Origin of the sequence: Pantoea sp. UBA4549, from assembly GCF_002387285.1 — a bacterium.
GTDB classification, from domain to species: Bacteria; Pseudomonadota; Gammaproteobacteria; order Enterobacterales; family Enterobacteriaceae; genus Pantoea; species Pantoea borealis.
Map to the genome: position 1 here is coordinate 846,563 of NZ_DGLH01000009.1, position 22,734 is coordinate 869,296.

The following is a 22,734-nucleotide window of genomic DNA, read 5'->3' on the forward strand; positions in this document are numbered from 1 at the left end:
CCTTTTACCTGGGTTTGCGCGCCGTCACATGGATATAACGCCCTAAGCTTAAAAAGGGCTCCTGACGACAGTAGCGCCGCTCCATTTCAATAATCTCTTCCACGCTCTTACCTGCACCGGGCTGCGGCTTCATGTAGTCACTGAACACACGAATACCGGTGCGCTGTTCAATCACAAAACCGCACTGCGTCAGCCACTGATAAACATCCTGCGGCTCGCGCGGAAAATCGGGCGACAGGGTACGCTTTTTGCGTTTAGTCATGTTGGCGCGCAGGTAGCCGAAATTGCCCAGCGTAAGCGTGCGGAACGTCAGCCCGTGCGCGTTATAAAACATCAGTGAAAGCACGCCGCCCGGCTTCAGTGTCTGCCACAGCGCCTGCAGCACGGCCTGCGGATCGGCGACCCACTCCAGCACCGCGTGAAACAATACCAGATCGACTGGCGTATCCAAATGCTCGCCCACCTGCTGGGCGCTGATTTGCCGAAACTGCATGTTGTGACTGACGCCGGCTTCCTGCGCATGTGCCGCAGCCAGTTTCAGCATCTCAGCGGAGAGATCGCACAGCATAACCTGATGCCCGCGTGCAGCGAGTCCGCTGGAGATTTGCCCCACGCCGCCGCCGGCATCCAGTACTGACAGCGGCCCGGCAGGCAGCGACGGCAGCAGCGCCTCCAGCTCATCCCACAGGATGGCCTGACGCACCAGCCCTTTGCGGGTGCCGTAAATGTTTTGCGAGAATTTATCCGCCAGATCGTCGAAATTACGATCCTGCATGGTGTGCGCTCCGGTTTGCGGCAGTTAACTTGTGCTATTTTGTCACAGGCTCACCAGGAATGAACCTTTCACGCTGCAGTAACTGTCTGGCTGCTGTTTTTTCAGACAAAAGGAGTAAAAAAGGATGTTATTTGCCTTAAAAAAAATCATCGGCGGTTTGCTTCTGCCTTTGCCGCTGCTGTTACTGCTCATGGGTGCCGGACTTTTACTGCTCTGGCTTACGCGCTGGCAGAAAAGCGCCAAAGTTTTACTCTCTGTCAGCTGGCTGCTGCTGCTGCTGCTGAGCCTGCAGCCGGTGGCCGATCGTTTGCTGCTGCCGCTGGAAAACCGCTACCCGACGTGGAACGGAACGGCGCCGGTGGCCTGGATTGTGGTGCTGGGCGGCGGCTATACCTGGAACCCTGACTGGGCACCAGGCTCTAACCTGATAGGCAACAGCCTGCCGCGCGTGACCGAGGGCGTGAGGCAGTGGCGACGTAATCCGCAGGCAAAGATGATCTTTACCGGTGCAGCGGCGGGCCGGAATCCGCGCAGCAACGCAGCGGTTGCTGCCGATGTCGCAATAAGTCTCGGCGTGCCGCGTAACGCCATCATTACGCTTGATTCGCCGAAAGATACCGCCGAAGAGGCGCAGGCGGTGAAACACATTACGGGCAGCAGCGCATTTCTGCTGGTTACCTCTGCAAATCATCTGCCGCGCGCGATGGCTTTTTTCCACCACGCCGGGCTGGCACCGATTCCGGCGCCGGCCAATCAGATGGCGATCGTCTCGCCGCTTAACAGCTGGGAGCGCGCGCTGCCCTCGCCACTCTGGCTGAGCCACAGTGAACGGGCCATCTATGAGACGCTGGGACAGATCTGGCAGCACCTGCGCGGTCAGTCGGGCAGCCGTGACGACGCTGCACCCTGATTTCTGAAAGAGAAAGTATCAGACAGAGCCAGCGGCGTTGCGCCTGCTGGCCTGATAGTGAGATTAGCGCTGCATCGCCGCGCGGACGCGCGCCAGATCGTCTGGTGTATCCACGCCCACGCTCGGAACCGTTGTGGCAACGGCCACATGGATTTTTTCGCCATACCAGAGCACGCGCAGCTGCTCCAGTAGTTCAATCTGCTCCAGCGCACAGGGCTGCCAGGCAACGTAGCGGCGAATAAAGCCGGCGCGATAGGCATAAATGCCAATATGACGCAGCAGCGTATCCCCTGCATGCTCACGCGACTGCGCATACCGCTCGCGATCCCAGGGAATGGTGGCACGCGAAAAATAGAGCGCATAGCCCTGCCGGTCGGTCACTACTTTAACCGCGTTCGGGTTAAACGCCTCATCGGCATCAGCGATTGGCACCGCCAGCGTAGCCATACCGGCCTCTGCCGCAGCGAGGTTCTCTGCCACCTGACGTACGATCCCGGCCGGGATCATCGGTTCATCACCCTGAACGTTAACAATGATAGTGTCATCGTCAAAGTTGCAGGCTTCAATGACCTCCGCCAGCCGCTCGGTACCGGACTGATGATCAGCCCGCGTCATACAGACCTCCCCGCCGGCCGCAGTCACTGCCGCGGCTACTTCAGGATGATCGGTCGCGACAATCACGCGATCGGCTCCTGACTCCCGTGCGCGCTCCATAACGTGCACGACCATGGGCTTACCATGAATATCGACCAGCGGTTTACCCGGCAGACGCGTTGAGGCGTAGCGCGCCGGAATAATGGCAACAAAACTCATGGATGGATCTCTTCAGCCGTCAGCGTCCGCGCTTCGGTTTCCAGCAGCACCGGAATGCCATCCCGGACCGGGAATGCCAGTCCGTCAGGTTTGCAGATAAGTTCCTGCTGCGCCTTATTGAAGTAGAGCTTTCCGTTACACACCGGACAGGCCACAATCTCAAGTAAACGGTGATCCATACTTTTCTCCTTTCAGGATCGGGGTCAGATAGCCAGCATACCATAGCGGTTGCCAGACACTATTACGCGCCGCGGCCCAGCCGGGTGATATCGTCAAGCAGCGGTGCCAGCGCCGCGCCGGAAAGCTGCGCCTCTACCGGCAGATACCACCAGTTGTCGCGCGCAAATCCACGGCACTTCACCGCATCTTTCTCGGTCATCAGCAGACACTGTCCGCTCAGCGTCAGGCCGGCAAGCTCTGGCTCGCTGTAAGCGTGATGATCGGCAAACGCGATCTCCGCCACTGTTTTAACGCCCTGCTGCTGCAGCGTGGCGAAAAAGCGCGGTGGATGACCGATGCCGGCCATCGCCACAATCTCTGGCAATGTACTCAGCGCAGCGGTTTCGCCTGATAACAGATTCACCGCCAGCCCCGGCTGCAGCGTCATGGCAATTTCCGTCCCGGTTGCGTGGCCGCCATTAACGATCACCGCATCCACCTGCTGCAGCCGGTGCGCCCGCTCACGCATGGGTCCGGCGGGTAACCACCAGCCGTTGCCAAAGCGGCGCATACCATCCACCACCACAATTTCGCGATCGCGCTGCAGCGCATAGTGCTGCAGACCATCATCTGTAATGATGATATCCAGCGAATGCGCCGCCAGCAGAGCTTCAATGGCCTGACGGCGCCGGGGCGCTACGGCCACCGGTACGCCGGTGCGCTGCGCAATCAGTACGGGTTCATCCCCTGCTTCTGCCGTTGAGGTTTTCTCTGTTACCAGCAGCGGATAGTGTGCCGCTTTACCGCCGTAACCGCGTGACACCACACCCGGACGCAGACCGCGCGCCTGCAGCGCTTCCACCAGCCAGATCACTACCGGCGTTTTGCCGTTGCCCCCTGCCGTCAGGTTGCCTACCACAATTACCGGACGCGGTGCCCGCCAGCTTTTTTGCCAGCCACGCTGATAGCTCAGGCGAATCAGCCAGGTGATGGCGCCATACAGCAGACTGAATGGCCATAAAAGCAGCCACAGCGGCGAGCGTCCGCTCCAGATGCGTTCAATCATTGACCGAACTGTAACTTATGCAGCTGCGCATAAGCCCCTTTCTCTGCCAGCAGCAGTTCGTGCGTACCGCGTTCAACAATACGGCCATCTTCGACCACAACGATCTCATCCGCTTTTTCAATCGTAGAGAGGCGGTGTGCAATTACCAGCGAGGTCCGGTTTTTCTGCAGCTCATCCAGCGCCGACTGAATGGCGCGTTCTGACTCCGTATCCAGCGCAGATGTCGCCTCATCCAGAATCAGAATCGGGCAGTCACGCAGCAGCGCGCGCGCAATCGCAATACGCTGGCGCTGACCGCCTGAAAGCAGCACGCCGTTTTCACCAATCACCGTATCCAGGCCTTTATCCATTTTGTTAATGAAGTCCATGGCGTGCGCCATGGTGGCGGCCTGTTCAATCTGTGCCCGGCTATAGTCACCGTTGCGCGCATAAGCAATGTTGTTCGCGATGGTGTCATTAAACAGATGCACATTCTGCGATACCAGCGCTACCTGATTACGCAGCGAGCGCAGGGTGTATTCGCGCAGATCGTGCCCATCCAGCAGAATTTCGCCGGAATCGATATCATAAAAGCGCGTCAGCAGGCTGGCCATGGTGGATTTACCCGAGCCGGAACGGCCCACCAGTGCGACCGTTTTACCCGCTGGCAGCGTCAGGTTGATATCACGCAGCGCCGGGATCTCACGCCCCGGGTAGGTAAAGGTCACGTTGCGGAACTCAACGTCGCCTTTAGCTCGCTCAATCGTGCGCGTGCCGTTATCCACTTCCTGCTCACTGTCGAGGATGGAGAACAGCGTCTGGCAGGCTGCCATACCGCGCTGGAACTGAGCGTTGACGTTCGTCAGCGATTTCAGCGGCCGCATCAGGGCAATCATCGAAGAGAAAACCACGGTAATGGTACCGGCGGTCAGCGTTTCCATCACGCTGGGAAAACTGGCGGCATAGAGCACAAATGCCAGCGCCAGGGAGGCGATAAGCTGGATCACCGGATCGGAGATGGAGGAGGCAGATACCAGCTTCATCCCCTGCTGACGCATTTTGTTGCTGACCTGAGAGAAACGTTCCGCTTCCACTTCCTGACCGCCAAAAATCAGCACTTCTTTATGCCCTTTCAGCATCTGTTCTGCGCTGGTAGTGACCTGGCCCATGGTGTTCTGCATGTTTCGGCTGATGTTGCGAAAGCGCTTTGAAACGGTGCGGATAGCGAACGAGACCAGCGGTGCCAGCAGGATCAAAATCAGTGAGAGCTGCCAGCTGTAGTAGAACATCATGATAAACAGGCCGATGATCGAGGCGCCTTCGCGCACCACGGTTACCAGGGCACTGGATGAGGAGGAAGCCACCTGTTCTGAGTCATAGGTGATACGCGACAATAGCGTGCCGGTGGACTGCTGATCAAAGAATGCCACCGGCATTCCCATCATGTGCCCGAACAGACGGCGACGCATATTCATCACTACATTACCGGAGACCCAGGAGATGCAGTAGCTGGAGATATAGCTGGTGACGCCACGTATCAGCATCAGGCCCATAACAGCCAGTGGCATCCACAACAGAACAGATTTGTCCGCTTTACCGAAACCATCATCCAGTAAAGGTTTCAACAGGGAGAGCATTAGGGTGTCGCCTGCCGCATTAAGCACCAGTGCCACGGCGGAGACGATAAGGCCAGCTTTATGCGGCGCAATCATTGGCCAGAGCCGGCGGAATGTCTGCCAGGTTGAGAGATCTTTGTCTTGATGCATTATTTATTCACGCTGTTTGAAATAGCCGCTCATTCTACCTGGAATCATCTTTGACGCCAAACCACTGATGATACCAGCGTGGCTTTATTTGCTCGCGCAGCCCCTGCATCTGCCAGCGACCCTGGCTGACACGAATACGGATTTGCCCAGAGCGTGCAGTATCTGCCCAGAGATAGCCCTGCTCCCGGTAACGCTTTACCACCGACTGAGCCGGCATACGCCAGGCGTTGTAGCGCGCCACTGAAGCCACCGCCGCTTCGCCCGCTATATGTCGCAGAAACAGGGACGTAGAGGAGGTCCGGCTGCCGTGGTGCGGCACCTGAAGCAGTGTAGCCTGCAGCTGACGCTTTTCCAGTGCCGCCAGTTTGCGCTCTCCCGCCTGTTCCAGATCGCCAGTCAGCAGCAGGCTTACGCGGCCATCATCCACCCGCACCACGCACGAATCATTATTGTGCCCGGCTACCGGCAGGGCTGGCGGCCACAAGGCGGTAAAACGCAGGCGTCCCCACTGCCACTGCTGGCCGCGCACGCACGGCAGATGCCCGGGCTCCCCAAGCGCGCTGCGGATTGTCAGCCCAGGCCGGGCGCGTAGCAGCGCGTTCAGCCCGCCACGGTGGTCGAGATGCCGGTGGCTCAGTATGACGCCCTGCAGCGTGCGCCCGGTGTAGTTCAGCCAGGGTAAAATCGTGCGTTCCCCCGCATCGCCCTGCTGCCACGCCGGGCCGGTATCATAGAGTACCACCTCCTTTCCCTGCGTAATCGCGACCGCCAGACCATGACCTATGTCGAGAAAATCGACTTGCCACTCGCTCTGCTCTGCATCGGTACGCCCCAGTAGCAGCGCCAGTAACAGGCTGGCGAAGCGGGCCGACGTGCGGGCAATCAGCCCGCTGCGCCACAGCAGTAATCCTCCCCAGATCACTACGACAGCAGGCAGCGTCTGATGCAGGCTCAGCCAGCCGGCGGGCAGCCACTGGAGGCTCAGTACCAGATAGTCCACCGAACGATCGGCTAACCACCACAGTGGCTGTGCCGCCTGTTGCAGTGGCACAAGCAGCGCCAGCAATAGCAGCGGCACCGTAATAAATGAGATAACCGGCACGGCCAGCAGATTAGCCAGCAGCGCAGTCAGGCCGATGCCCTGAAACAGAAAAATCTGCAGCGGTGCCATCAGAACCATCATACCGAGCTGCAGGTGCAGTAGCTGCAGCGGCAGCCAGCGGCGCTGCGTCCGATAAGGATTTGGCAGCGCAAACCAGCTGAACCAGATAATCAGCGTCGCCACTGCCAGCACTGAGAGCCAGAAGCTTTCCGACAAAACTGCCAGCGGATCGAATACAAGCAGTGCCCCTGCGCATAGCAGCCAGATTTGCCACGCGCTAAGCTGCCAGCCCGCTGCACGTATAGCGCTCCAGAGCGTCAGCGCCAGCATCGCACGCTGCGCGGGCGCATGACTGCCGGCAATCCAGCAGTAGAGAGCAGCGGTCAGCCAGCTGACGATCAGCGGAAACCGCCAGCTGATATGACGGGCAGGTAACGGAAACTGGACGGCGCGTGCCAGCAGCCAGCCAATACTGGCTGCCAGCGCAATATGCATGCCGGAAATGGCCATCAGGTGCGCGGTGCCGGTCTCACGCAGAAGCTGGCGCAGCGGCGCCTGCATCTGCGATCGATCGCCAAACGCCAGCGCCTGCAGAATTGCCGGCTGCTTTAGCTCACCAAACGCAGCCTGATAGCGAGCCACCCGTGTGGCCCGCAGGCTGCAGCGTTCTGAAATCTGCTGCTGATGCATAATACGTCCCTGCAGCGGCATATGATTTGCAACCCGAACGCGCTGCAGATCGTATCCTCCTTCATTCAGGCGACCATGTACTGCTCGCAGCCGCAGCCGCATGTGCCAGCGCTGCCCCACGCACCAGTTTTCTGCTTTACTCACATTGCTGATCTGTACAAAAAGCGGCGGAAACTGCAGCCGTCCGTCAACGCGGATAAGCCTGACCAGCAGCTGATTTTGCTGTGGGTCAGCTGCACTAATAGTGACCGTGGCGTCAACCGGCCGCAGTGTGAGCTGCTCCATTGCATTCAGCAGACTGCGTGCTTCACCCTGTGCCCAGCACGCCACCAGCAGAGACAAACCTGCCAGCGCAGCAGTTTTATGTGGCAGATGCAGCAAAAGAAGAGCGACAACAGTCAGTATGATCAGCGTGGTGCCGGATGGGATCTGCGGCAACAGCAGCAGAGGCAGCGTGGCAAGAATGGCGATCCCTGCGCCGGTGGTCCATGTAATAGGCATATTTCTCTCCGTCAGACAGCACTATAGTGCGGCAGTCAGGAAGAGAGAGGAGGTAGCAAGAAATGAATTTGCGTCAGCGCATCGGCACTTTTTCGGATACGTTGATATAAATTACAGCGCGCCGGGATCGCGCTCGCAAACCGCAGAGAAGCGGCAAAAAAAAACGACACCCGGAGGTGTCGCTTTATGGTTCGGTAACGGCTTAGCCGTAGATATTTGCACGGTCACGCAGTTCTTTGCCTGGTTTGAAGTGGGGAACGTATTTACCTTCCAGTTCCACTTTGTCACCCGTTTTCGGGTTACGACCAGTGCGCGGTGCGCGGTAGTGCAAAGAAAAGCTGCCGAATCCCCGGATTTCGATGCGCTCGCCCTGTGCCAGCGTAGTGGCCATGTGCTCAAGCATCTCTTTGACCGCATCCTCAACGACTTTCGCCGGAATATGAGTATGCTGGCCAGCAAGTCTTTCAATCAGTTCTGACTTGGTCATGAATCCTCCGGTTAATCCCTGTTTGGAAAGGTATGACAGCTTTTACCGAAACCGGACGATAATACTATCGTCCGGTGCTTCGGGTCGATTACTCGCCTTTAGCCGCTTTGAACGCTTCAGCCATTGCGTTAGAGAAGTTGCTTTCATCCTGTTTGGTGTTAACAGTGTTGATAGCTTCTTTCTCATCAGCCTGGTCTTTAGCACGTACAGACAGGCTCACAACGCGGTTCTTACGGTCAACGCCGGTGAATTTAGCTTCAACGTCGTCGCCTACGCTCAGAACCTGAGTCGCGTCTTCGATGCGATCCAGTGAAGCTTCAGAAGCACGCAGGTAACCCTCTACGCCATCAGCTAATTCTACTGTAGCACCTTTCGCGTCAACTGCAGTGACTTTACCGGTCACGATAGCGCCTTTCTTGTTCAGGGTGATGTAGTTGTTGAATGGATCTTCAGCCAACTGCTTCACGCCCAGAGAGATGCGCTCGCGCTCTGCATCAACCTGCAGTACAACGGCAGCGATTTCGTCGCCTTTCTTGTACTCGCGTACGGCTTCTTCGCCGGTAGCGTTCCAGGAGATGTCAGACAGGTGAACCAGACCGTCGATGCCACCGTCCAGGCCGATGAAGATACCGAAGTCAGTGATTGACTTGATTTTACCTTCAACGCGATCGCCTTTGTTGTGGGTCTCTGCGAACTGCTGCCATGGGTTAGATTTGCACTGCTTCAGACCCAGGGAGATACGACGACGCTCTTCGTCGATGTCCAGAACCATAACTTCAACAACATCGCCCACGTTAACAACTTTAGATGGATGAATGTTCTTGTTGGTCCAGTCCATTTCAGAAACGTGTACCAGACCTTCAACGCCTTCTTCGATTTCTACGAAGCAGCCGTAATCAGTCAGGTTGGTTACACGACCGGTCAGGCGAGTGCCTTCCGGATAGCGCTTAGCGATAGCAACCCATGGATCTTCGCCCAGCTGTTTCAGGCCCAGAGATACGCGGGTACGCTCGCGGTCGAACTTCAGCACTTTAACAGTGATTTCGTCGCCCACGTTGACAATTTCGCTTGGATGCTTAACGCGTTTCCATGCCATGTCAGTGATGTGCAGCAGGCCGTCAACGCCACCCAGGTCAACGAATGCGCCGTAGTCAGTGAGGTTCTTAACGATACCTTTGACTTCCATGCCTTCCTGCAGGTTTTCCAGCAGCTGATCGCGCTCAGCGCTGTTTTCAGATTCGATAACAGCACGACGTGAAACCACGACGTTGTTACGTTTCTGATCAAGCTTGATTACTTTGAATTCAAGCTCTTTGCCTTCCAGATGCAGAGTATCGCGAACCGGACGCACGTCAACCAGTGAACCTGGCAGGAACGCACGAATACCGTTCAGCTCAACTGTGAAGCCACCTTTAACTTTGCCGTTGATAACACCGGTAACAGTTTCAGCGTCTTCGTAAGCTTTTTCCAGCGTGATCCAAGCTTCATGACGTTTAGCTTTCTCACGGGACAGCAGGGTTTCACCGAAGCCGTCTTCTACTGCGTCCAGAGCAACGTCAACTTCGTCGCCCACCTGGATTTCCAGTTCGCCAGCTGCGTTCTTGAACTGCTCTGCAGGAATTGCAGATTCAGATTTCAGACCCGCATCAACCAGCACGACGTCTTTGTCGATAGAGACAACAACGCCACGAACAATGGAACCCGGACGGGTTTCGATTTCTTTCAGGGACTCTTCAAAGAGTTGAGCAAAAGATTCAGTCATATTGATAATCTTAGGATTCTTCAATTTAACGTCCACCTGACGTCACTGTCGGATGGGGTTGTTTCACATGCCCGGCACCGGTTCCGTGGTACAGGGTTACAGCAATTCTGTCACCGAAAGATTATACACCCAGTTTTTGCCGGGCGTAATCAAGTGCCTGCTCAATCACCTGCTCAATCGACATGCTGGTTGAATCCAGCACCAGAGCATCAGCGGCAGGCACCAAAGGGGCGATAGCGCGATTACGATCGCGGTCGTCGCGTTCCTTTATCTCGGATAAAAGGCGCTCAAAGTTAACATCAATGCCGCTTTTCTGCAACTGCAGCATACGTCGCTGAGCGCGTTCTTCCGGGCTGGCATCAAGGAAAATCTTCACTGGCGCATCGGGAAAAACCACCGTGCCCATATCGCGCCCGTCGGCAATCAGGCCAGGCTCTTCACGGAAAGCGCGCTGGCGACGCAGCAGCGCTTCGCGCACGCGCGGGAAGGCTGCAACACGTGAAGCGGTATTGCTTACCTCCTGCGTGCGGATCTCGCTGGTCACATCCTCACCTTCCAGCACCACCTGCATTTCGCCGTCAGCCGAAAGAAAACGAACGTCAAGATGGGCGGCCATCGGCACCAGCGCCTCTTCCGATTCAATATCCACCTGGTGATGCAGCGCGGCGAGCGCCAGCACGCGGTAGATCGCGCCAGAGTCGAGCAGATGCCACCGCAATGACTCTGCCATCGCTTTGCATAACGTCCCTTTCCCTGCGCCGCTTGGGCCATCGATAGTAATTACCGGGGCGATTACCGTCATTGTTCTCTCCTGTTACAGCCTGCTTATTAACAGTCCAGGGACTGTCTGAATTGCGCAGTAGTATACGCTGCCTGCAGCCGGTTAGTTACCCCTGCACATCGACAGCGGTGACAGTTTGCGCCTTTTCAGATGATTTTCTGTGCAGAAAGACCAGTGGAGTGCAAAGCGATCCGGCGCACATACGCCGGATCGGGCTATCAGGAAGCGTGGCTGACTTTTGCCAGCTGCCGGAAATAGTCCGGGAAGGTTTTGGCTGTACAGCCTGGATCGAGGATCGTTACCGGCGTATCGGAAAGTGCAACCAGAGAAAAGCACATCGCCATACGGTGATCGTTATAGGTGCCGATATCTGCGTGCTGCAGCTGCGCAGGTGGCGTAATCCGGATAAAATCGTGGCCCTCTTCGACTTCTGCGCCCACTTTACGTAGTTCAGTTGCCATGGCCGCCAGACGATCGGTTTCTTTCACGCGCCAGTTGTAAATATTACGCATCAGCGTAGTGCCCTGTGCAAACAGCGCCGTCGTTGCGATAGTCATCGCTGCGTCCGGGATATGGTTCATGTCCATGTCGATGGCGTTCAGTTCACCGCGTGTACAGGCGATGTAGTTATCCCCCCACTCGATCACCGCGCCCATTTTTTCCAGTACGTCAGCAAAGCGGATATCGCCCTGCACGCTATTACGGCCAATGCCGGTAACCCGTACGGTGCCGCCGCGAATGGCTGCTGCAGCGAGGAAATAGGAAGCTGAAGAGGCGTCCCCTTCCACCAGGTATTCGCCCGGTGACTGATACTGCTGCTGACCTTTAACAATAAACCGCTGATAATGCTGGTTTTCAACTTCTACGCCAAAGCAGCGCATCAGATGCAGCGTGATATCAATATAAGGTTTAGAAACCAGATCGCCTGCGATCGTGATACAGGTATCCTGCTGCGCCAGCGGCGCAGTCATCAGCAGCGCAGTCAGAAACTGGCTGGATACGCTGCCATCAACGCTGACGTCACCGCCGGTGAAACCACCGTTCAGGCGCAGCGGCGGATAATCACGCTGTTCCAGATAATCAATACTGGCCCCACCCTGACGCAGCGCATCGACCAGGTGACCGATAGGACGCTCTTTCATGCGCGGCTCACCGGTTAACACCACGGCGTGGTCGCCCAGGCAGAGTGCAGCAGCCAGCGGGCGCATTGCGGTGCCCGCATTACCAAGAAACAGCTCCAGCGGCTGCTCCGCATGAAGGGCGCCACCGTTGCCTGTAACTTCGCATACGGTGCGGTCAGCGGAAAGCGTGTAGCTGACGCCCAGCGCCTGCAGCGCAGTGAGCATATGTTTTACATCATCGCTGTCAAGCAGGTTAGTCAGGCGCGTCGTGCCGTTAGCCAGCGCGGCCAGCAGCAGTGCACGGTTTGAAACGCTTTTTGAACCCGGCAGGTTGACCGTGCCGTCGATGCGGGCAATCGGTTGAAGAGTCAGGGAGTCCTGCATGTGAAACGAAATCTCCAAAAATACGAAACCCCGTCTGTTGACGGGGTCTGATACCAGACAAGCTGGCGTGAAACACAGATCAGCCGTGACGACGCTCGAACTCTGTCATAAATTCGGTCAGCGCTTTAACGCCTTCCAGCGGCATGGCGTTGTAGATAGATGCACGCATACCGCCTACAACACGGTGGCCCTTCAGCGCATGCAAACCTGCCTTCAGCGACTCTTCCAGGAATAACTTATCCAGTGAGTCATCTGCCAGCTGGAACGGAACATTCATACGTGAGCGGTTTGCGCTGGCAACCTCATTACGATAAAAACTGCTGTTATCAATGGTGCCATAGAGCAGTTCAGCTTTTGCCTGATTCAGCTTATCCATCTCACTGATGCCGCCTTTCTCTTTCAGCCATTTGAAGACCAGACCAGAAAGATACCAGGCGAAAGTAGGCGGCGTATTAAACATTGAGTCGTTTTCTGCCAGCACGCTGTAGTCAAGAATAGAAGGTACGTAGCGCTGGGCTTTGCCCAGCAGATCCTCACGTACTACAACCAGCGTCAGCCCCGCCGGGCCAATATTTTTCTGCGCACCGGCATAAATCAGACCATAGCGGCTGACATCGATAGGCCGGGAGAGAATGGTAGAAGAGAGATCGGCCACCACGGTTTTATTGCCGAAATCGGGCTCTTCATCAATCGCCAGACCATCAATGGTTTCATTAGGGCAGAAATGCACATAAGCGGCATTGTCGCTTAGCTGCCAGTCGCGCATAGGCAGCAGCGCGCGCTTGCCGTCCAGCGTGGTTTTGATATCAATCGCGTTTGGCGTGCAATATTTTTCTGCTTCTTTAATTGCGCTGTGTGCCCAGTAACCGCCATCGATGTAATCAGCCGTGGTCGCCTCACCCAGCAGATTCCCCGGGATCGCCGCAAACTGCGCACGGGCACCACCATGACAGAATAAAACTTTGTAATTGGCCGGGATTTTAAGCAGATCGCGAAAATCCTGTTCCGCCGCTTCTGCCACGGCCATAAACTCTTTACTGCGGTGGCTAATCTCCATCACTGACGTGCCTAAACCATGCCAGTTGGTCAGCTCCTGCTCTGCGCGACGAAGTACTTCCACCGGCAGCATTGCCGGGCCGGAGCTAAAATTGTAAACCTGCGTCATGTCCCCTCACCACTCTCTGCTTGAACGGTTATGAATCTCTCTCCGGTTTTATCATTGCCTCCGGGCGGCTGCAATCATTTATCCGGCCGCGATCACATTTCTGAGGCACACCTGGCCGCAGCTTATATTACAAATGTAACGCACTGCGGGATATTGTGAGGCGGGCTGCACCAGGCCTGCCCGGCCGTGGCCGGCTGTTGGCTCTGTCGGCGTTACGCCGGGAGAAAATGCCGGGGATGATAGCGCCACTGCGGTAAAACCCGTATTATTGCGCGCTTTACGCCCACCTTATCGACTTGAGAGAGCGCCACTATGACGCAAACGTTTATTCCAGGAAAAGATGCCGCGCTGGAAGACTCCATCGCCCGCTTCCAGCAAAAACTGCAGGATCTGGGTTTTAATATTGAAGAGGCTTCATGGCTGAATCCGGTTCCGCACGTCTGGTCCGTACATATTCGCGATCGCGATTGCCCGCTCTGCTTTACCAACGGCAAGGGTGCCAGTAAAAAAGCGGCACTGGCCTCAGCGCTGGGTGAATATTTTGAACGCCTCTCAACCAACTACTTTTTTGCGGATTTCTGGCTGGGTAAAACCATCGCGAACGGCGATTTTGTTCACTATCCGAATGAGAAGTGGTTTGCACTGCCGGATGACGAAAGCCTGCCTGAAGGCATTCTTGATGCACGCCTGCGTCAGTTTTACGATCCGGACGCCAGCCTGAGCGCGGCGGATTTAATCGATCTGCAGTCCGGCAATACCGCGCGCGGCATTTGTGGCCTGCCGTTCACGCGTCAGTCCGATCAGCAGACTGTGTATATCCCGATGAATATTATCGGCAACCTTTATGTCTCCAACGGCATGTCCGCAGGCAATACCGCGAATGAAGCACGCGTACAGGGGCTGTCTGAGGTTTTTGAGCGTCATATTAAAAACCGTATTATCGCTGAATCCATCAGCCTGCCTGAAATTCCGGCTGAGGTGATGCAGCGTTATCCCGATGTAATTGAAGCTATCGGGCGACTGGAAGCGGAAGGCTTTCCTATCTTCGCTTACGACGCCTCCCTGGGCGGCAACTATCCGGTTATCTGCGTAGTGCTGTTCAACCCGGCCAATGGTACCTGCTTTGCCTCATTTGGTGCCCATCCTGACTTTGGCGTGGCGCTGGAACGTACCGTTACTGAACTTCTGCAGGGCCGGGGTCTTAAAGATCTGGATGTCTTTACGCCGCCGACCTTTGACGATGAAGAAGTGGCTGAGCATGCAAACCTGGAGACACACTTTATCGATTCCAGCGGTCTGATCTCCTGGGATATGTTTAAAGATGAAGCAGACTATCCGTTTGTGGACTGGAGCTTTGCCGGCACGACCCAGGAAGAGTTCGCTACGCTGATGGCCATCTTTGCTGCAGAAGATAAAGAAGTTTATATCGCAGATTATGAACATTTGGGCGTGTATGCCTGCCGCATTATCGTACCGGGTATGTCCGACATCTATCCGGCGGAAGATCTGCTGCTGGCTAATAACAATATGGGCGCTTCACTGCGTGAAACGCTGCTGGCACTGCCGGCCAGCGAGTGGCAGCCTGAGGCCTATCTGGCGCTCATTGAACAGCTGGATGAAGAGGGCCATGATGACTTCACCCGCGTGCGTGAGCTGCTGGGTCTTGCAACCGGCAAAGATAATGGCTGGTATACACTGCGTATCGGCGAGCTGAAAGCGATGCTGGCGCTGGCGGGAGGCGATCTCGATCAGGCGCTGATCTGGACGGAGTGGACCATGGAGTTCAACCAGTCAATTTTCAGCGCAGAGCGTGCTAATTATTATCGCTGTCTGCAGACGCTGCTGCTGCTGGCTATGGAAGATGAGCGCGATCCGGTGCAGTATCATCGTGCGTTTGTCCGGATGTATGGTCAGGCGGCGGTTGACGCCGCGTCTGCTGCCCTTAGCGGTGAAGCGCCATTTTATGGTCTGCAGGCCATCGATGAAGATCTGCATGCGCTACCTGCTCATCAGGCGCTGCTGGCGGCGTATGAAAAACTGCAGGCGGCAAAACGCCGCTACTGGTCCGCGGTGTAAGCACTGCGTGGGAATTGTTTACTGACGTCAGTGAAACAGGTATGGCCAGACGGCTGTACCTGTTTTTTTTACCGCGCTACACCTGCCATTAAAATAAATCTGCATATTTTAAAATTATTTTATTTATTTAAATTCAATAGCTTGAATGAATTTAATGCTATTCCCTCTTCCTTCTCCTGACTAAAGATGATCCATATCAAGTCCGCTGCTTACCGGCTTTGTTAGCATCTCCTCAGACCTGTTACGGAGAGCGTAAGCGTGAAAGCTGACAATCCCTTTAATGCTTTATTGCCTGCGGCAATGGCTAAAGTTGCTGAAGAGGCGGGCGTCTATAAAGCAACTAAACATCCCCTTACGACCTTTTTTCTTGCCATTACCGCCGGCGTCTTTATCTCGATCGCCTTTGTGTTCTATATCACCGCGACCACTGGCAGCACACTGCTGCCGTGGGGCGTGGCCAGACTCATAGGGGGCATCTGCTTTTCGCTGGGTCTGATGCTGGTGGTGGTATGCGGTGCCGATCTCTTTACCTCAACTGTTCTTATTGTCGTGGCCAAAGCCAGCGGGCGTATCAGCTGGCTGCAGCTGGCCCGCCACTGGCTGAATGTCTACGTCGGCAACCTGTGCGGTGCGCTCTTTTTCGTCATGCTGATCTGGCTGGCCAGTGAGCATATGGTGGCTGGGGGTGCGTGGGGACTTAATCTGCTGCAAACCGCCGATCACAAGATGCATCACAGCTTTGCAGAGGCCGTAGCACTGGGCACGCTGGCTAATCTGCTGGTCTGTCTGGCCGTCTGGATGAGCTATTCCGGACGCAGCCTGACTGACAAGATGATTGCCATGATTCTGCCGGTGGCGATGTTTGTTGCCAGCGGCTTTGAACACAGCATCGCCAATATGTTTCTGATCCCGATGGCCATCCTGATCCGCGATTTTGCCGCACCGGAGTTCTGGCAGCTGACCGGTACCACTGCCGCTCAATTTCCGGCACTCAATTTCAGCGATTTTATTTTCAACAATCTGATCCCGGTCACGCTCGGCAATATTATCGGCGGCGGTGTACTGGTTGGATTGACTTACTGGGTTATCTATCTGCGCGGTTCTGCGCCGGCAGCGTAATTGTGTCCGGGGGCAGCAATGCGTCCGGCAAGAGAGTCTCCTTAAACAAGGCAGGTATATCATGTCCGAACTGAATGAAAAAATGGCAACAGCCTGGGAAGGATTCAAGGCCGGGGAGTGGCAAAGCTGCGTTAACGTACGCGACTTTATCCAGAATAACTATACGCCGTATGAAGGCGACGAATCGTTTCTCGCCGGTGCCACCCCCGCGACAACGGCACTGTGGAACCGCGTACTGGAAGGGATCAAAATCGAGAACCGTACGCATGCGCCGGTAGATTTTGATACCGATCTGGCCTCCACCATTACCTCGCATGATGCAGGCTATATCGACAAATCTCTGGAAACTATCGTTGGTCTGCAGACTGACGCGCCACTGAAACGTGCCATTATTCCGTTTGGTGGCATCAAAATGGTGGAAGGCTCCTGTAAAGTTTATGGACGTGAGCTCGATCCGGCGCTAAAAAAAATCTTTACGGATTATCGTAAAACCCATAACCAGGGCGTATTTGACGTCTATACGCCGGATATTCTGCGCTGCCGTAAATCAGGCGTACTGACCGGGCTGCCTGACGCCTACGGCCGTGGTCGTATTATTGGTGATTACCGTCGCGTTGCGCTCTACGGCATTGACTATCTGATGCAGGACAAAGTCGCGCAGTTCACGTCGCTGCAGCACGATATGGAAAACGGCGTGGATCTGGAAGCCACCATTCGCCTGCGCGAAGAGATCGCTGAACAGCACCGTGCGCTGGGCCAGATCAAAGCGATGGCGGCAAAATATGGCTGTGATATCTCTCTGCCGGCCACCATCGCGCGGGAAGCGGTACAGTGGACCTATTTTGGTTATCTGGCGGCCGTAAAATCGCAAAACGGCGCCGCAATGTCATTTGGTCGCGTATCTACTTTCCTGGATATTTATATTGAACGCGATATGCAGGCTGGCAGGCTCACTGAAGAGCAGGCGCAGGAGCTGATTGACCATCTGGTCATGAAACTGCGCATGGTGCGTTTCCTGCGCACGCCGGAATATGACGAGCTGTTCTCAGGCGATCCTATCTGGGCGACAGAATCACTCGCCGGAATGGGCGTCGACGGACGCACGCTGGTGACTAAAACCACGTTCCGCTTCCTGAATACGCTCTACACCATGGGCCCCTCCCCTGAGCCTAACATGACCATTCTCTGGTCCGAAAAGCTGCCGCTCAACTTTAAAAAATATGCGGCTAAAGTCTCCATCGATACCTCGTCACTGCAGTATGAAAATGATGACCTGATGCGTCCTGACTTTGATAATGACGACTACGCTATCGCCTGCTGCGTCAGTCCGATGATTGTCGGCAAACAGATGCAGTTCTTCGGCGCGCGTGCCAACTTGGCCAAAACGCTGCTGTACGCCATCAATGGCGGGATGGATGAAAAACTCAAAATGCAGGTCGGGCCAAAAGAGGCGCCTATTACCGATGAAGTGCTCGACTTTGAGACAGTCATGGCACGCATGGATCACTTTATGGACTGGCTGGCGCAGCAGTATGTCACCGCGCTGAACATCATCCACTATATGCACGATAAATATAGCTATGAAGCTGCGCTGATGGCACTGCACGATCGCGACGTTTATCGCACCATGGCATGCGGGATTGCCGGGCTCTCAGTGGCAGCGGACTCTCTCTCTGCCATCAAGTATGCCCGGGTGAAACCCATACGTGATGCTGACGGGCTGGCCACCGACTTTGACATTGAGGGCGATTATCCGCAGTTCGGTAATAATGACCCGCGCGTCGACGATCTGGCCTGCGATCTGGTTGAACGCTTTATGAAAAAGATTCAGCAGCTCCGGACCTATCGCAACGCCGTACCAACCCAGTCCGTGCTGACCATTACCTCAAACGTGGTATATGGCAAAAAGACCGGTAATACTCCGGATGGTCGCCGCGCCGGTGCGCCGTTCGGCCCGGGTGCCAATCCGATGCACGGACGCGATCAGAAAGGGGCCGTAGCCTCGCTGACCTCAGTGGCTAAATTGCCGTTTGCCTATGCAAAAGATGGCATCTCCTACACCTTCTCCATCGTGCCCAATGCGCTCGGCAAAGATGATGAGGTGCGGAAATCAAACCTTGCGGGCCTGATGGATGGTTATTTCCATCATGAAGCGGACCTGGAAGGCGGCCAGCATCTGAATGTCAACGTCATGAATCGCGATATGCTGCTGGACGCGATGGCGCATCCGGAAAATTATCCGCAGCTCACCATACGCGTTTCGGGTTATGCAGTGCGCTTCAATTCGCTGACCCGTGAGCAGCAGCAGGATGTAATCACCCGCACCTTTACTGCCTCACTCTGATGATAAACAGGGCTCCCTGACAGGGGCCCTGTTTCAGAGTCCGTTTTGGCAGCGTGCTGACGCGGGCACGCTGGCAAAACTGACTTCCCTGCTGAGCGCAACAAAGATTGCGTTGCCTGAAACAGGCTAATCCGGAGAACCATCGCTATGTCTGCTGTCGGTCGTATTCACTCTATTGAATCCTGCGGAACCGTTGACGGTCCCGGCATTCGTTTCATCACATTTTTCCAGGGCTGCCTGATGCGCTGTCTCTACTGCCATAACCGCGACACATGGGATACCCACGGCGGCAAAACGGTGACGGTTGATGAGCTGATGCAGGATGTGCTTGCCTACCGTCATTTTATAACGGCGTCCGGCGGAGGGGTAACTGCCTCCGGCGGCGAGGCGATCCTGCAGGCGGAGTTTGTGCGTGACTGGTTCCGCGCCTGTAAACAGGCGGGCATTCACACCTGCCTCGATACCAACGGTTTTGTGCGGCGCTATGAGCCGGTAATCGATGAGCTGCTGGAAGTAACCGACCTGGTGATGCTGGATCTGAAACAGATTAATGATGAGATCCATGAAATTCTGGCCGGCGTTTCTAATCATCGCACGCTCGATTTTGCCCGCTATCTGCAGAAAATCAATAAACGCACCTGGATCCGCTATGTGGTGGTGCCGGGCTATTCAGATGACGATGACTCCGTGCACCGGCTCGGCCGGTTTACTGCGGAGATGCAGAATGTGGAAAAAATAGAGCTGCTTCCCTATCACGAGCTGGGCAAGCATAAATGGCAGGCTATGGGGGAAACGTATCAGCTGGAGGGCGTCAGGCCGCCAGCAAAAGAGACGATGGAGCGCATCAAAGGAATTCTGGCGGGCTACGGCCACAACGTCATGTATTAAAAACCAGAGAGAGCGGCATGCTCTCTCTGATGTTTGAACCTGTCAGGCGTGCGCCACCGGCGTCGCATGATGATCGGCTTTGCGCAGCAGCATGACCAGATAGACCAGCGCCACCGCAGCGATCATTACAAACAGCAGCTGGTCAGAGTAATGCTGCATCAGCATTGAGGTCATTGCCGGTCCCACCAGGCTGCCTACGGTATAACTGAACAGCAGCGCCTGATTCATCGCCACCAGTTCGTGGTGTGCAACGGTCTCACAGGCCCATGACATGGCAACCGGGTAGAGCGTAAAGCCTGCCAGCCCGAGCACAAACAGCGCCGGCGCCATTGCCGTATCACCCAGCATCGCCATGGCGCCGAGGATCACAACAAACACCTGCACGCGCAGGACCATCAGACGGCCAAAGCGATCGGCCAGACGCCCGACAGGCCACTGTCCGATAATACCGGAACTCACCAGCAGCGCCATCCAGTAGCCTACTGAAGCATCGCTCATACCGCGATGCGACAGATAGAGCGGCATCAGACCATAGAGTGATCCCAGTACAATGCCGGAAATAATGCAGCCGTTGATCCCGAGGCGTGAACTGCGGCGGCGCAGCATGCTCCAGATGCGGGTGGTGGAGGCCTCTTCGCTCTCCGCTACCATACTCACCTGTACAAAAAGCAGTGGCAGTATCGCGCAGACAATCAGCGCCGTCACCCAGGGGATAACGTGCAGCAGTTCAGTGGAGACGCTGCTGACCAGCAGCTGCCCGGCCACCGTACCGAGATAATAGACAATCATATAGGCAGCCAGCAGCTGACCGCGGTTACGCACCGTACCGCTGCAGAGCAGCGCGCTTTCCACTACCACCCAGATCAGCGCACAGCCTACGCCAGCGCTGAAGCGCAGCAGCGTCCAGCTGGAGAACCCTTCCAGCAGTACCATTCCCATCGTCGCCAGAGCAAACAGCACGCTGGCAAAATAGAAGCAGCGATTAAAACCGTAGCGCGCAATCAGCCAGCCAGCCAGCAGCGTGCCCGCCAGATTGCCGGTGTAATAGGCGGAACTCGCCATGCCTACCTGCCAGGTAGGCAGCTGCTCATGAGCAAGCCAGAGCGGCACCAGCGTATTAAGCACAGCGATAGAAACCGTCATCAGCATTAAGCCGCAGAGCAGCAGCAGGACGGGGCGCGACCAGGTAAGCATAAGGATAAAACCAATGGAAAGAAGCGAGAATTGCGCGCAGTTTGCCACTGGAAAACGGAAAGTCAACGAAGAGAAAAAAGGCACCGCACAATTTGCTGCTGAACAATTTATTTTTTTTATCTTCAGGCGGTTAGAAGCATAATAAACAAAGCCGGATTAAAATCTATCACTATGAATTTACAGATTTTTAGCGCTTAACTGCCGGCGTTCTTCGATAACGTTTATTTGTGATAACTTTGCAGGGAAAAGGCATTGCTGCGAACGATATTGCCCATAAAAAAACCCGGCCAGCGCCGGGTTCTTTAATCAGGGTACGATCAGCCAATATACTCCAGACCGCCCATATAAGGACGCAGCACGTCCGGAACGGCAATCCGGCCATCGGCCTGCTGATAGTTTTCCAGTACTGCAACCAGCGTACGACCTACCGCCAGTCCCGATCCGTTCAGCGTATGCAGCAGGCGCGGCTTTTTATCACTTTTGCTGCGGCAGCGTGCCTGCATACGACGCGCCTGGAAATCCCACATGTTGGAGCAGGAGGAGATTTCACGGTAGGTATCCTGCGCCGGCAGCCAGACTTCGAGATCGTAGGTTTTCACTGCGCCAAAGCCCATATCACCGGTGCAGAGCAGCACTTTACGGTAGGGAAGATTAAGCAGTTGCAGCACTTTCTCCGCATGTCCGGTCAGCGCTTCAAGTGCATCCATAGAGGTTTCCGGCGCAACGATCTGCACCATCTCAACTTTGTCGAACTGGTGCATACGGATCAGCCCGCGCGTATCACGCCCGTACGAACCTGCCTCAGAGCGGAAACATGGCGTATGCGCCGTCAGCCTGATTGGCAGACTCTCTTCTTCGACGATTTCATCACGCACCAGATTAGTCAGCGGCACTTCAGCGGTAGGGATCAGCGCATAGTTACTGCTGCCCGCCTCTTCACCCAGCGGTTTGGTGTGAAACAGGTCTTCGCCAAATTTTGGCAGCTGCCCGGTGCCATACAGCGTATCGTGGTTAACCAGATACGGCACATAGGTTTCCAGGTAGCCGTGCTCCTGCGTGTGCAGATCGATCATAAACTGACTCAGGGCGCGATGCAGGCGGGCAATCTGCCCCTGCATTACGATAAAGCGGGAACCGGTCAGTTTAACGGCGGCGGCAAAATCCAGCCCCCTGACCGATTCACCCAGCTCCACGTGATCTTTAACCGGGAAGTCAAACTGGCGCGGCTCCCCCCAGCGACTGATTTCCAGGTTCTCACTGTCATCTTTACCCAGAGGAACGTCATCAGCCGGGAGGTTTGGCAGCGCCAGCGCAAAATCGCGGATCGCATTTTGCAGCACATCCAGTTCAGCTTTAGCCGCATCCAGACGTTCACTCAGCGTATTCACTTCCTGACGCAGCGGCTCGATATCTTCCCCACGGGCTTTTGCCTGACCGATGGATTTGGATCGGGCATTACGCTCAGCCTGCAGATTTTCTGTCTCTACCTGCAGTACTTTACGACGCTCTTCTAAGGAGCGCAGCGTATCCACATCCAGTTTAAATCCCCGGCGTGCCAGTTTTTCTGCGACTGCGTCTGGCTCGTTACGCAGCAGATTGGGATCGAGCATGCTTATCCTGTGTAATAAATGGTTAATTGAAAAAAAGAGGGG

19 protein-coding genes are annotated in these 22,734 nt (G+C 55.6%); 6 read left to right on the plus strand and 13 right to left on the minus strand.

Annotated features, from left to right (window positions below; translation table 11 throughout):
* Nucleotides 1–4: 4 nt before the first annotated feature.
* Nucleotides 5–775, minus strand: a complete 771-nt coding sequence (gene cmoM, locus B3041_RS10730; RefSeq protein ID WP_292972261.1) for a tRNA uridine 5-oxyacetic acid(34) methyltransferase CmoM — start codon at nt 773–775, stop codon at nt 5–7.
* A 124-nt stretch (nt 776–899) separates the two neighbouring features.
* Here cmoM and elyC point away from each other — a divergent pair, with 124 nt between their 5' ends.
* On the plus strand, nt 900–1,685 hold the full coding sequence (gene elyC / locus B3041_RS10735) for an envelope biogenesis factor ElyC (protein WP_065649693.1): 786 nt from the start codon (nt 900–902) through the stop codon (nt 1,683–1,685).
* A 63-nt stretch (nt 1,686–1,748) separates the two neighbouring features.
* Here the strand turns inward: elyC and kdsB are convergent, their stop codons facing one another.
* The 10 genes from kdsB to serC form a co-directional block, all read right to left on the minus strand.
* Entirely contained in the window at nt 1,749–2,498 is a 750-nt protein-coding gene (gene kdsB, locus B3041_RS10740) for a 3-deoxy-manno-octulosonate cytidylyltransferase (RefSeq protein ID WP_065649694.1), read from the minus strand.
* A complete protein-coding gene (locus B3041_RS10745) occupies nt 2,495–2,677 on the minus strand; it encodes a Trm112 family protein (protein WP_039383570.1) in 183 nt (60 codons plus the stop codon). Before B3041_RS10745 ends, kdsB begins: the two co-directional genes overlap by 4 nt.
* A 62-nt stretch (nt 2,678–2,739) precedes the next feature.
* The gene (gene lpxK / locus B3041_RS10750) at nt 2,740–3,723 is read right to left on the minus strand and encodes a tetraacyldisaccharide 4'-kinase (protein WP_065649695.1); all 984 of its coding nucleotides are present in this window, start codon (nt 3,721–3,723) and stop codon (nt 2,740–2,742) included.
* Complete coding sequence (gene msbA, locus B3041_RS10755) at nt 3,720–5,468, minus strand: lipid A ABC transporter ATP-binding protein/permease MsbA (RefSeq protein WP_065649696.1); 1,749 nt, start codon at nt 5,466–5,468, stop codon at nt 3,720–3,722. Before msbA ends, lpxK begins: the two co-directional genes overlap by 4 nt.
* A 34-nt stretch (nt 5,469–5,502) precedes the next feature.
* Complete coding sequence (locus B3041_RS10760) at nt 5,503–7,761, minus strand: DNA internalization-related competence protein ComEC/Rec2 (protein ID WP_292972267.1); 2,259 nt, start codon at nt 7,759–7,761, stop codon at nt 5,503–5,505.
* Between the two features lie 202 nt (nt 7,762–7,963).
* Nucleotides 7,964–8,248 (minus strand): integration host factor subunit beta, encoded by a 285-nt coding sequence (ihfB, locus tag B3041_RS10765; RefSeq protein ID WP_010618275.1) that lies wholly within the window; start codon nt 8,246–8,248, stop codon nt 7,964–7,966.
* Nucleotides 8,249–8,336: 88 nt separating this feature from the next.
* Nucleotides 8,337–10,010, minus strand: a complete 1,674-nt coding sequence (gene rpsA, locus B3041_RS10770; protein WP_052246478.1) for a 30S ribosomal protein S1 — start codon at nt 10,008–10,010, stop codon at nt 8,337–8,339.
* Nucleotides 10,011–10,131: 121 nt separating this feature from the next.
* Nucleotides 10,132–10,812 (minus strand): (d)CMP kinase, encoded by a 681-nt coding sequence (cmk, locus tag B3041_RS10775; protein WP_065649698.1) that lies wholly within the window; start codon nt 10,810–10,812, stop codon nt 10,132–10,134.
* Between the two features lie 197 nt (nt 10,813–11,009).
* Nucleotides 11,010–12,296, minus strand: coding sequence for a 3-phosphoshikimate 1-carboxyvinyltransferase (gene aroA, locus B3041_RS10780; protein WP_065649699.1), 1,287 nt, complete (start codon nt 12,294–12,296; stop codon nt 11,010–11,012).
* A 79-nt stretch (nt 12,297–12,375) separates the two neighbouring features.
* Nucleotides 12,376–13,461, minus strand: a complete 1,086-nt coding sequence (serC, locus tag B3041_RS10785) for a 3-phosphoserine/phosphohydroxythreonine transaminase (protein ID WP_065649700.1) — start codon at nt 13,459–13,461, stop codon at nt 12,376–12,378.
* A gap of 312 nt (nt 13,462–13,773) precedes the next feature.
* On the opposite strand from serC, the gene ycaO reads away from it, so the two are divergent.
* The 4 genes from ycaO to pflA all read left to right on the plus strand — a co-directional run bounded on the left by ycaO (nt 13,774) and on the right by pflA (nt 19,888).
* Nucleotides 13,774–15,537 (plus strand): 30S ribosomal protein S12 methylthiotransferase accessory factor YcaO, encoded by a 1,764-nt coding sequence (gene ycaO, locus B3041_RS10790; RefSeq protein WP_292972285.1) that lies wholly within the window; start codon nt 13,774–13,776, stop codon nt 15,535–15,537.
* A gap of 258 nt (nt 15,538–15,795) precedes the next feature.
* The gene (focA, locus tag B3041_RS10795; RefSeq protein ID WP_292972288.1) at nt 15,796–16,656 is read left to right on the plus strand and encodes a formate transporter FocA; all 861 of its coding nucleotides are present in this window, start codon (nt 15,796–15,798) and stop codon (nt 16,654–16,656) included.
* A 61-nt stretch (nt 16,657–16,717) separates the two neighbouring features.
* Entirely contained in the window at nt 16,718–19,000 is a 2,283-nt protein-coding gene (gene pflB, locus B3041_RS10800) for a formate C-acetyltransferase (protein WP_292972291.1), read from the plus strand.
* A gap of 147 nt (nt 19,001–19,147) precedes the next feature.
* Nucleotides 19,148–19,888, plus strand: a complete 741-nt coding sequence (gene pflA, locus B3041_RS10805) for a pyruvate formate lyase 1-activating protein (protein ID WP_292972294.1) — start codon at nt 19,148–19,150, stop codon at nt 19,886–19,888.
* 42 nt (nt 19,889–19,930) lie between these two features.
* Here the strand turns inward: pflA and B3041_RS10810 are convergent, their stop codons facing one another.
* Nucleotides 19,931–21,082: an MFS transporter gene (locus B3041_RS10810; RefSeq protein ID WP_292972297.1), complete on the minus strand. Its 1,152-nt coding sequence runs from the start codon at nt 21,080–21,082 to the stop codon at nt 19,931–19,933.
* Nucleotides 21,083–21,095: 13 nt separating this feature from the next.
* Here B3041_RS10810 and B3041_RS10815 point away from each other — a divergent pair, with 13 nt between their 5' ends.
* The gene (locus tag B3041_RS10815) at nt 21,096–21,224 is read left to right on the plus strand and encodes a hypothetical protein (protein WP_292972300.1); all 129 of its coding nucleotides are present in this window, start codon (nt 21,096–21,098) and stop codon (nt 21,222–21,224) included.
* 175 nt (nt 21,225–21,399) lie between these two features.
* On the opposite strand, the gene serS is transcribed toward B3041_RS10815, so the two are convergent.
* A complete protein-coding gene (gene serS, locus B3041_RS10820) occupies nt 21,400–22,692 on the minus strand; it encodes a serine--tRNA ligase (protein WP_292972302.1) in 1,293 nt (430 codons plus the stop codon).
* Nucleotides 22,693–22,734: the final 42 nt, after the last annotated feature.

Excerpts from the sequence above, each read along its gene's own strand:
- cmoM (WP_292972261.1), bottom strand. The coding sequence starts at position 775 with ATGCAGGATCGTAATTTCGACGATCTGGCGGATAAATTCTCGCAAAAC.
- elyC (WP_065649693.1), top strand. The coding sequence starts at position 900 with ATGTTATTTGCCTTAAAAAAAATCATCGGCGGTTTGCTTCTGCCTTTG.
- kdsB (WP_065649694.1), bottom strand. The coding sequence starts at position 2,498 with ATGAGTTTTGTTGCCATTATTCCGGCGCGCTACGCCTCAACGCGTCTG.
- B3041_RS10745 (WP_039383570.1), bottom strand. The coding sequence starts at position 2,677 with ATGGATCACCGTTTACTTGAGATTGTGGCCTGTCCGGTGTGTAACGGA.
- lpxK (WP_065649695.1), bottom strand. The coding sequence starts at position 3,723 with ATGATTGAACGCATCTGGAGCGGACGCTCGCCGCTGTGGCTGCTTTTA.
- msbA (WP_065649696.1), bottom strand. The coding sequence starts at position 5,468 with ATGCATCAAGACAAAGATCTCTCAACCTGGCAGACATTCCGCCGGCTC.
- B3041_RS10760 (WP_292972267.1), bottom strand. The coding sequence starts at position 7,761 with ATGCCTATTACATGGACCACCGGCGCAGGGATCGCCATTCTTGCCACG.
- ihfB (WP_010618275.1), bottom strand. The coding sequence starts at position 8,248 with ATGACCAAGTCAGAACTGATTGAAAGACTTGCTGGCCAGCATACTCAT.
- rpsA (WP_052246478.1), bottom strand. The coding sequence starts at position 10,010 with ATGACTGAATCTTTTGCTCAACTCTTTGAAGAGTCCCTGAAAGAAATC.
- cmk (WP_065649698.1), bottom strand. The coding sequence starts at position 10,812 with ATGACGGTAATCGCCCCGGTAATTACTATCGATGGCCCAAGCGGCGCA.
- aroA (WP_065649699.1), bottom strand. The coding sequence starts at position 12,296 with ATGCAGGACTCCCTGACTCTTCAACCGATTGCCCGCATCGACGGCACG.
- serC (WP_065649700.1), bottom strand. The coding sequence starts at position 13,461 with ATGACGCAGGTTTACAATTTTAGCTCCGGCCCGGCAATGCTGCCGGTG.
- ycaO (WP_292972285.1), top strand. The coding sequence starts at position 13,774 with ATGACGCAAACGTTTATTCCAGGAAAAGATGCCGCGCTGGAAGACTCC.
- pflB (WP_292972291.1), top strand. The coding sequence starts at position 16,718 with ATGTCCGAACTGAATGAAAAAATGGCAACAGCCTGGGAAGGATTCAAG.
- pflA (WP_292972294.1), top strand. The coding sequence starts at position 19,148 with ATGTCTGCTGTCGGTCGTATTCACTCTATTGAATCCTGCGGAACCGTT.
- B3041_RS10810 (WP_292972297.1), bottom strand. The coding sequence starts at position 21,082 with ATGCTTACCTGGTCGCGCCCCGTCCTGCTGCTGCTCTGCGGCTTAATG.
- B3041_RS10815 (WP_292972300.1), top strand. The coding sequence starts at position 21,096 with ATGGAAAGAAGCGAGAATTGCGCGCAGTTTGCCACTGGAAAACGGAAA.
- serS (WP_292972302.1), bottom strand. The coding sequence starts at position 22,692 with ATGCTCGATCCCAATCTGCTGCGTAACGAGCCAGACGCAGTCGCAGAA.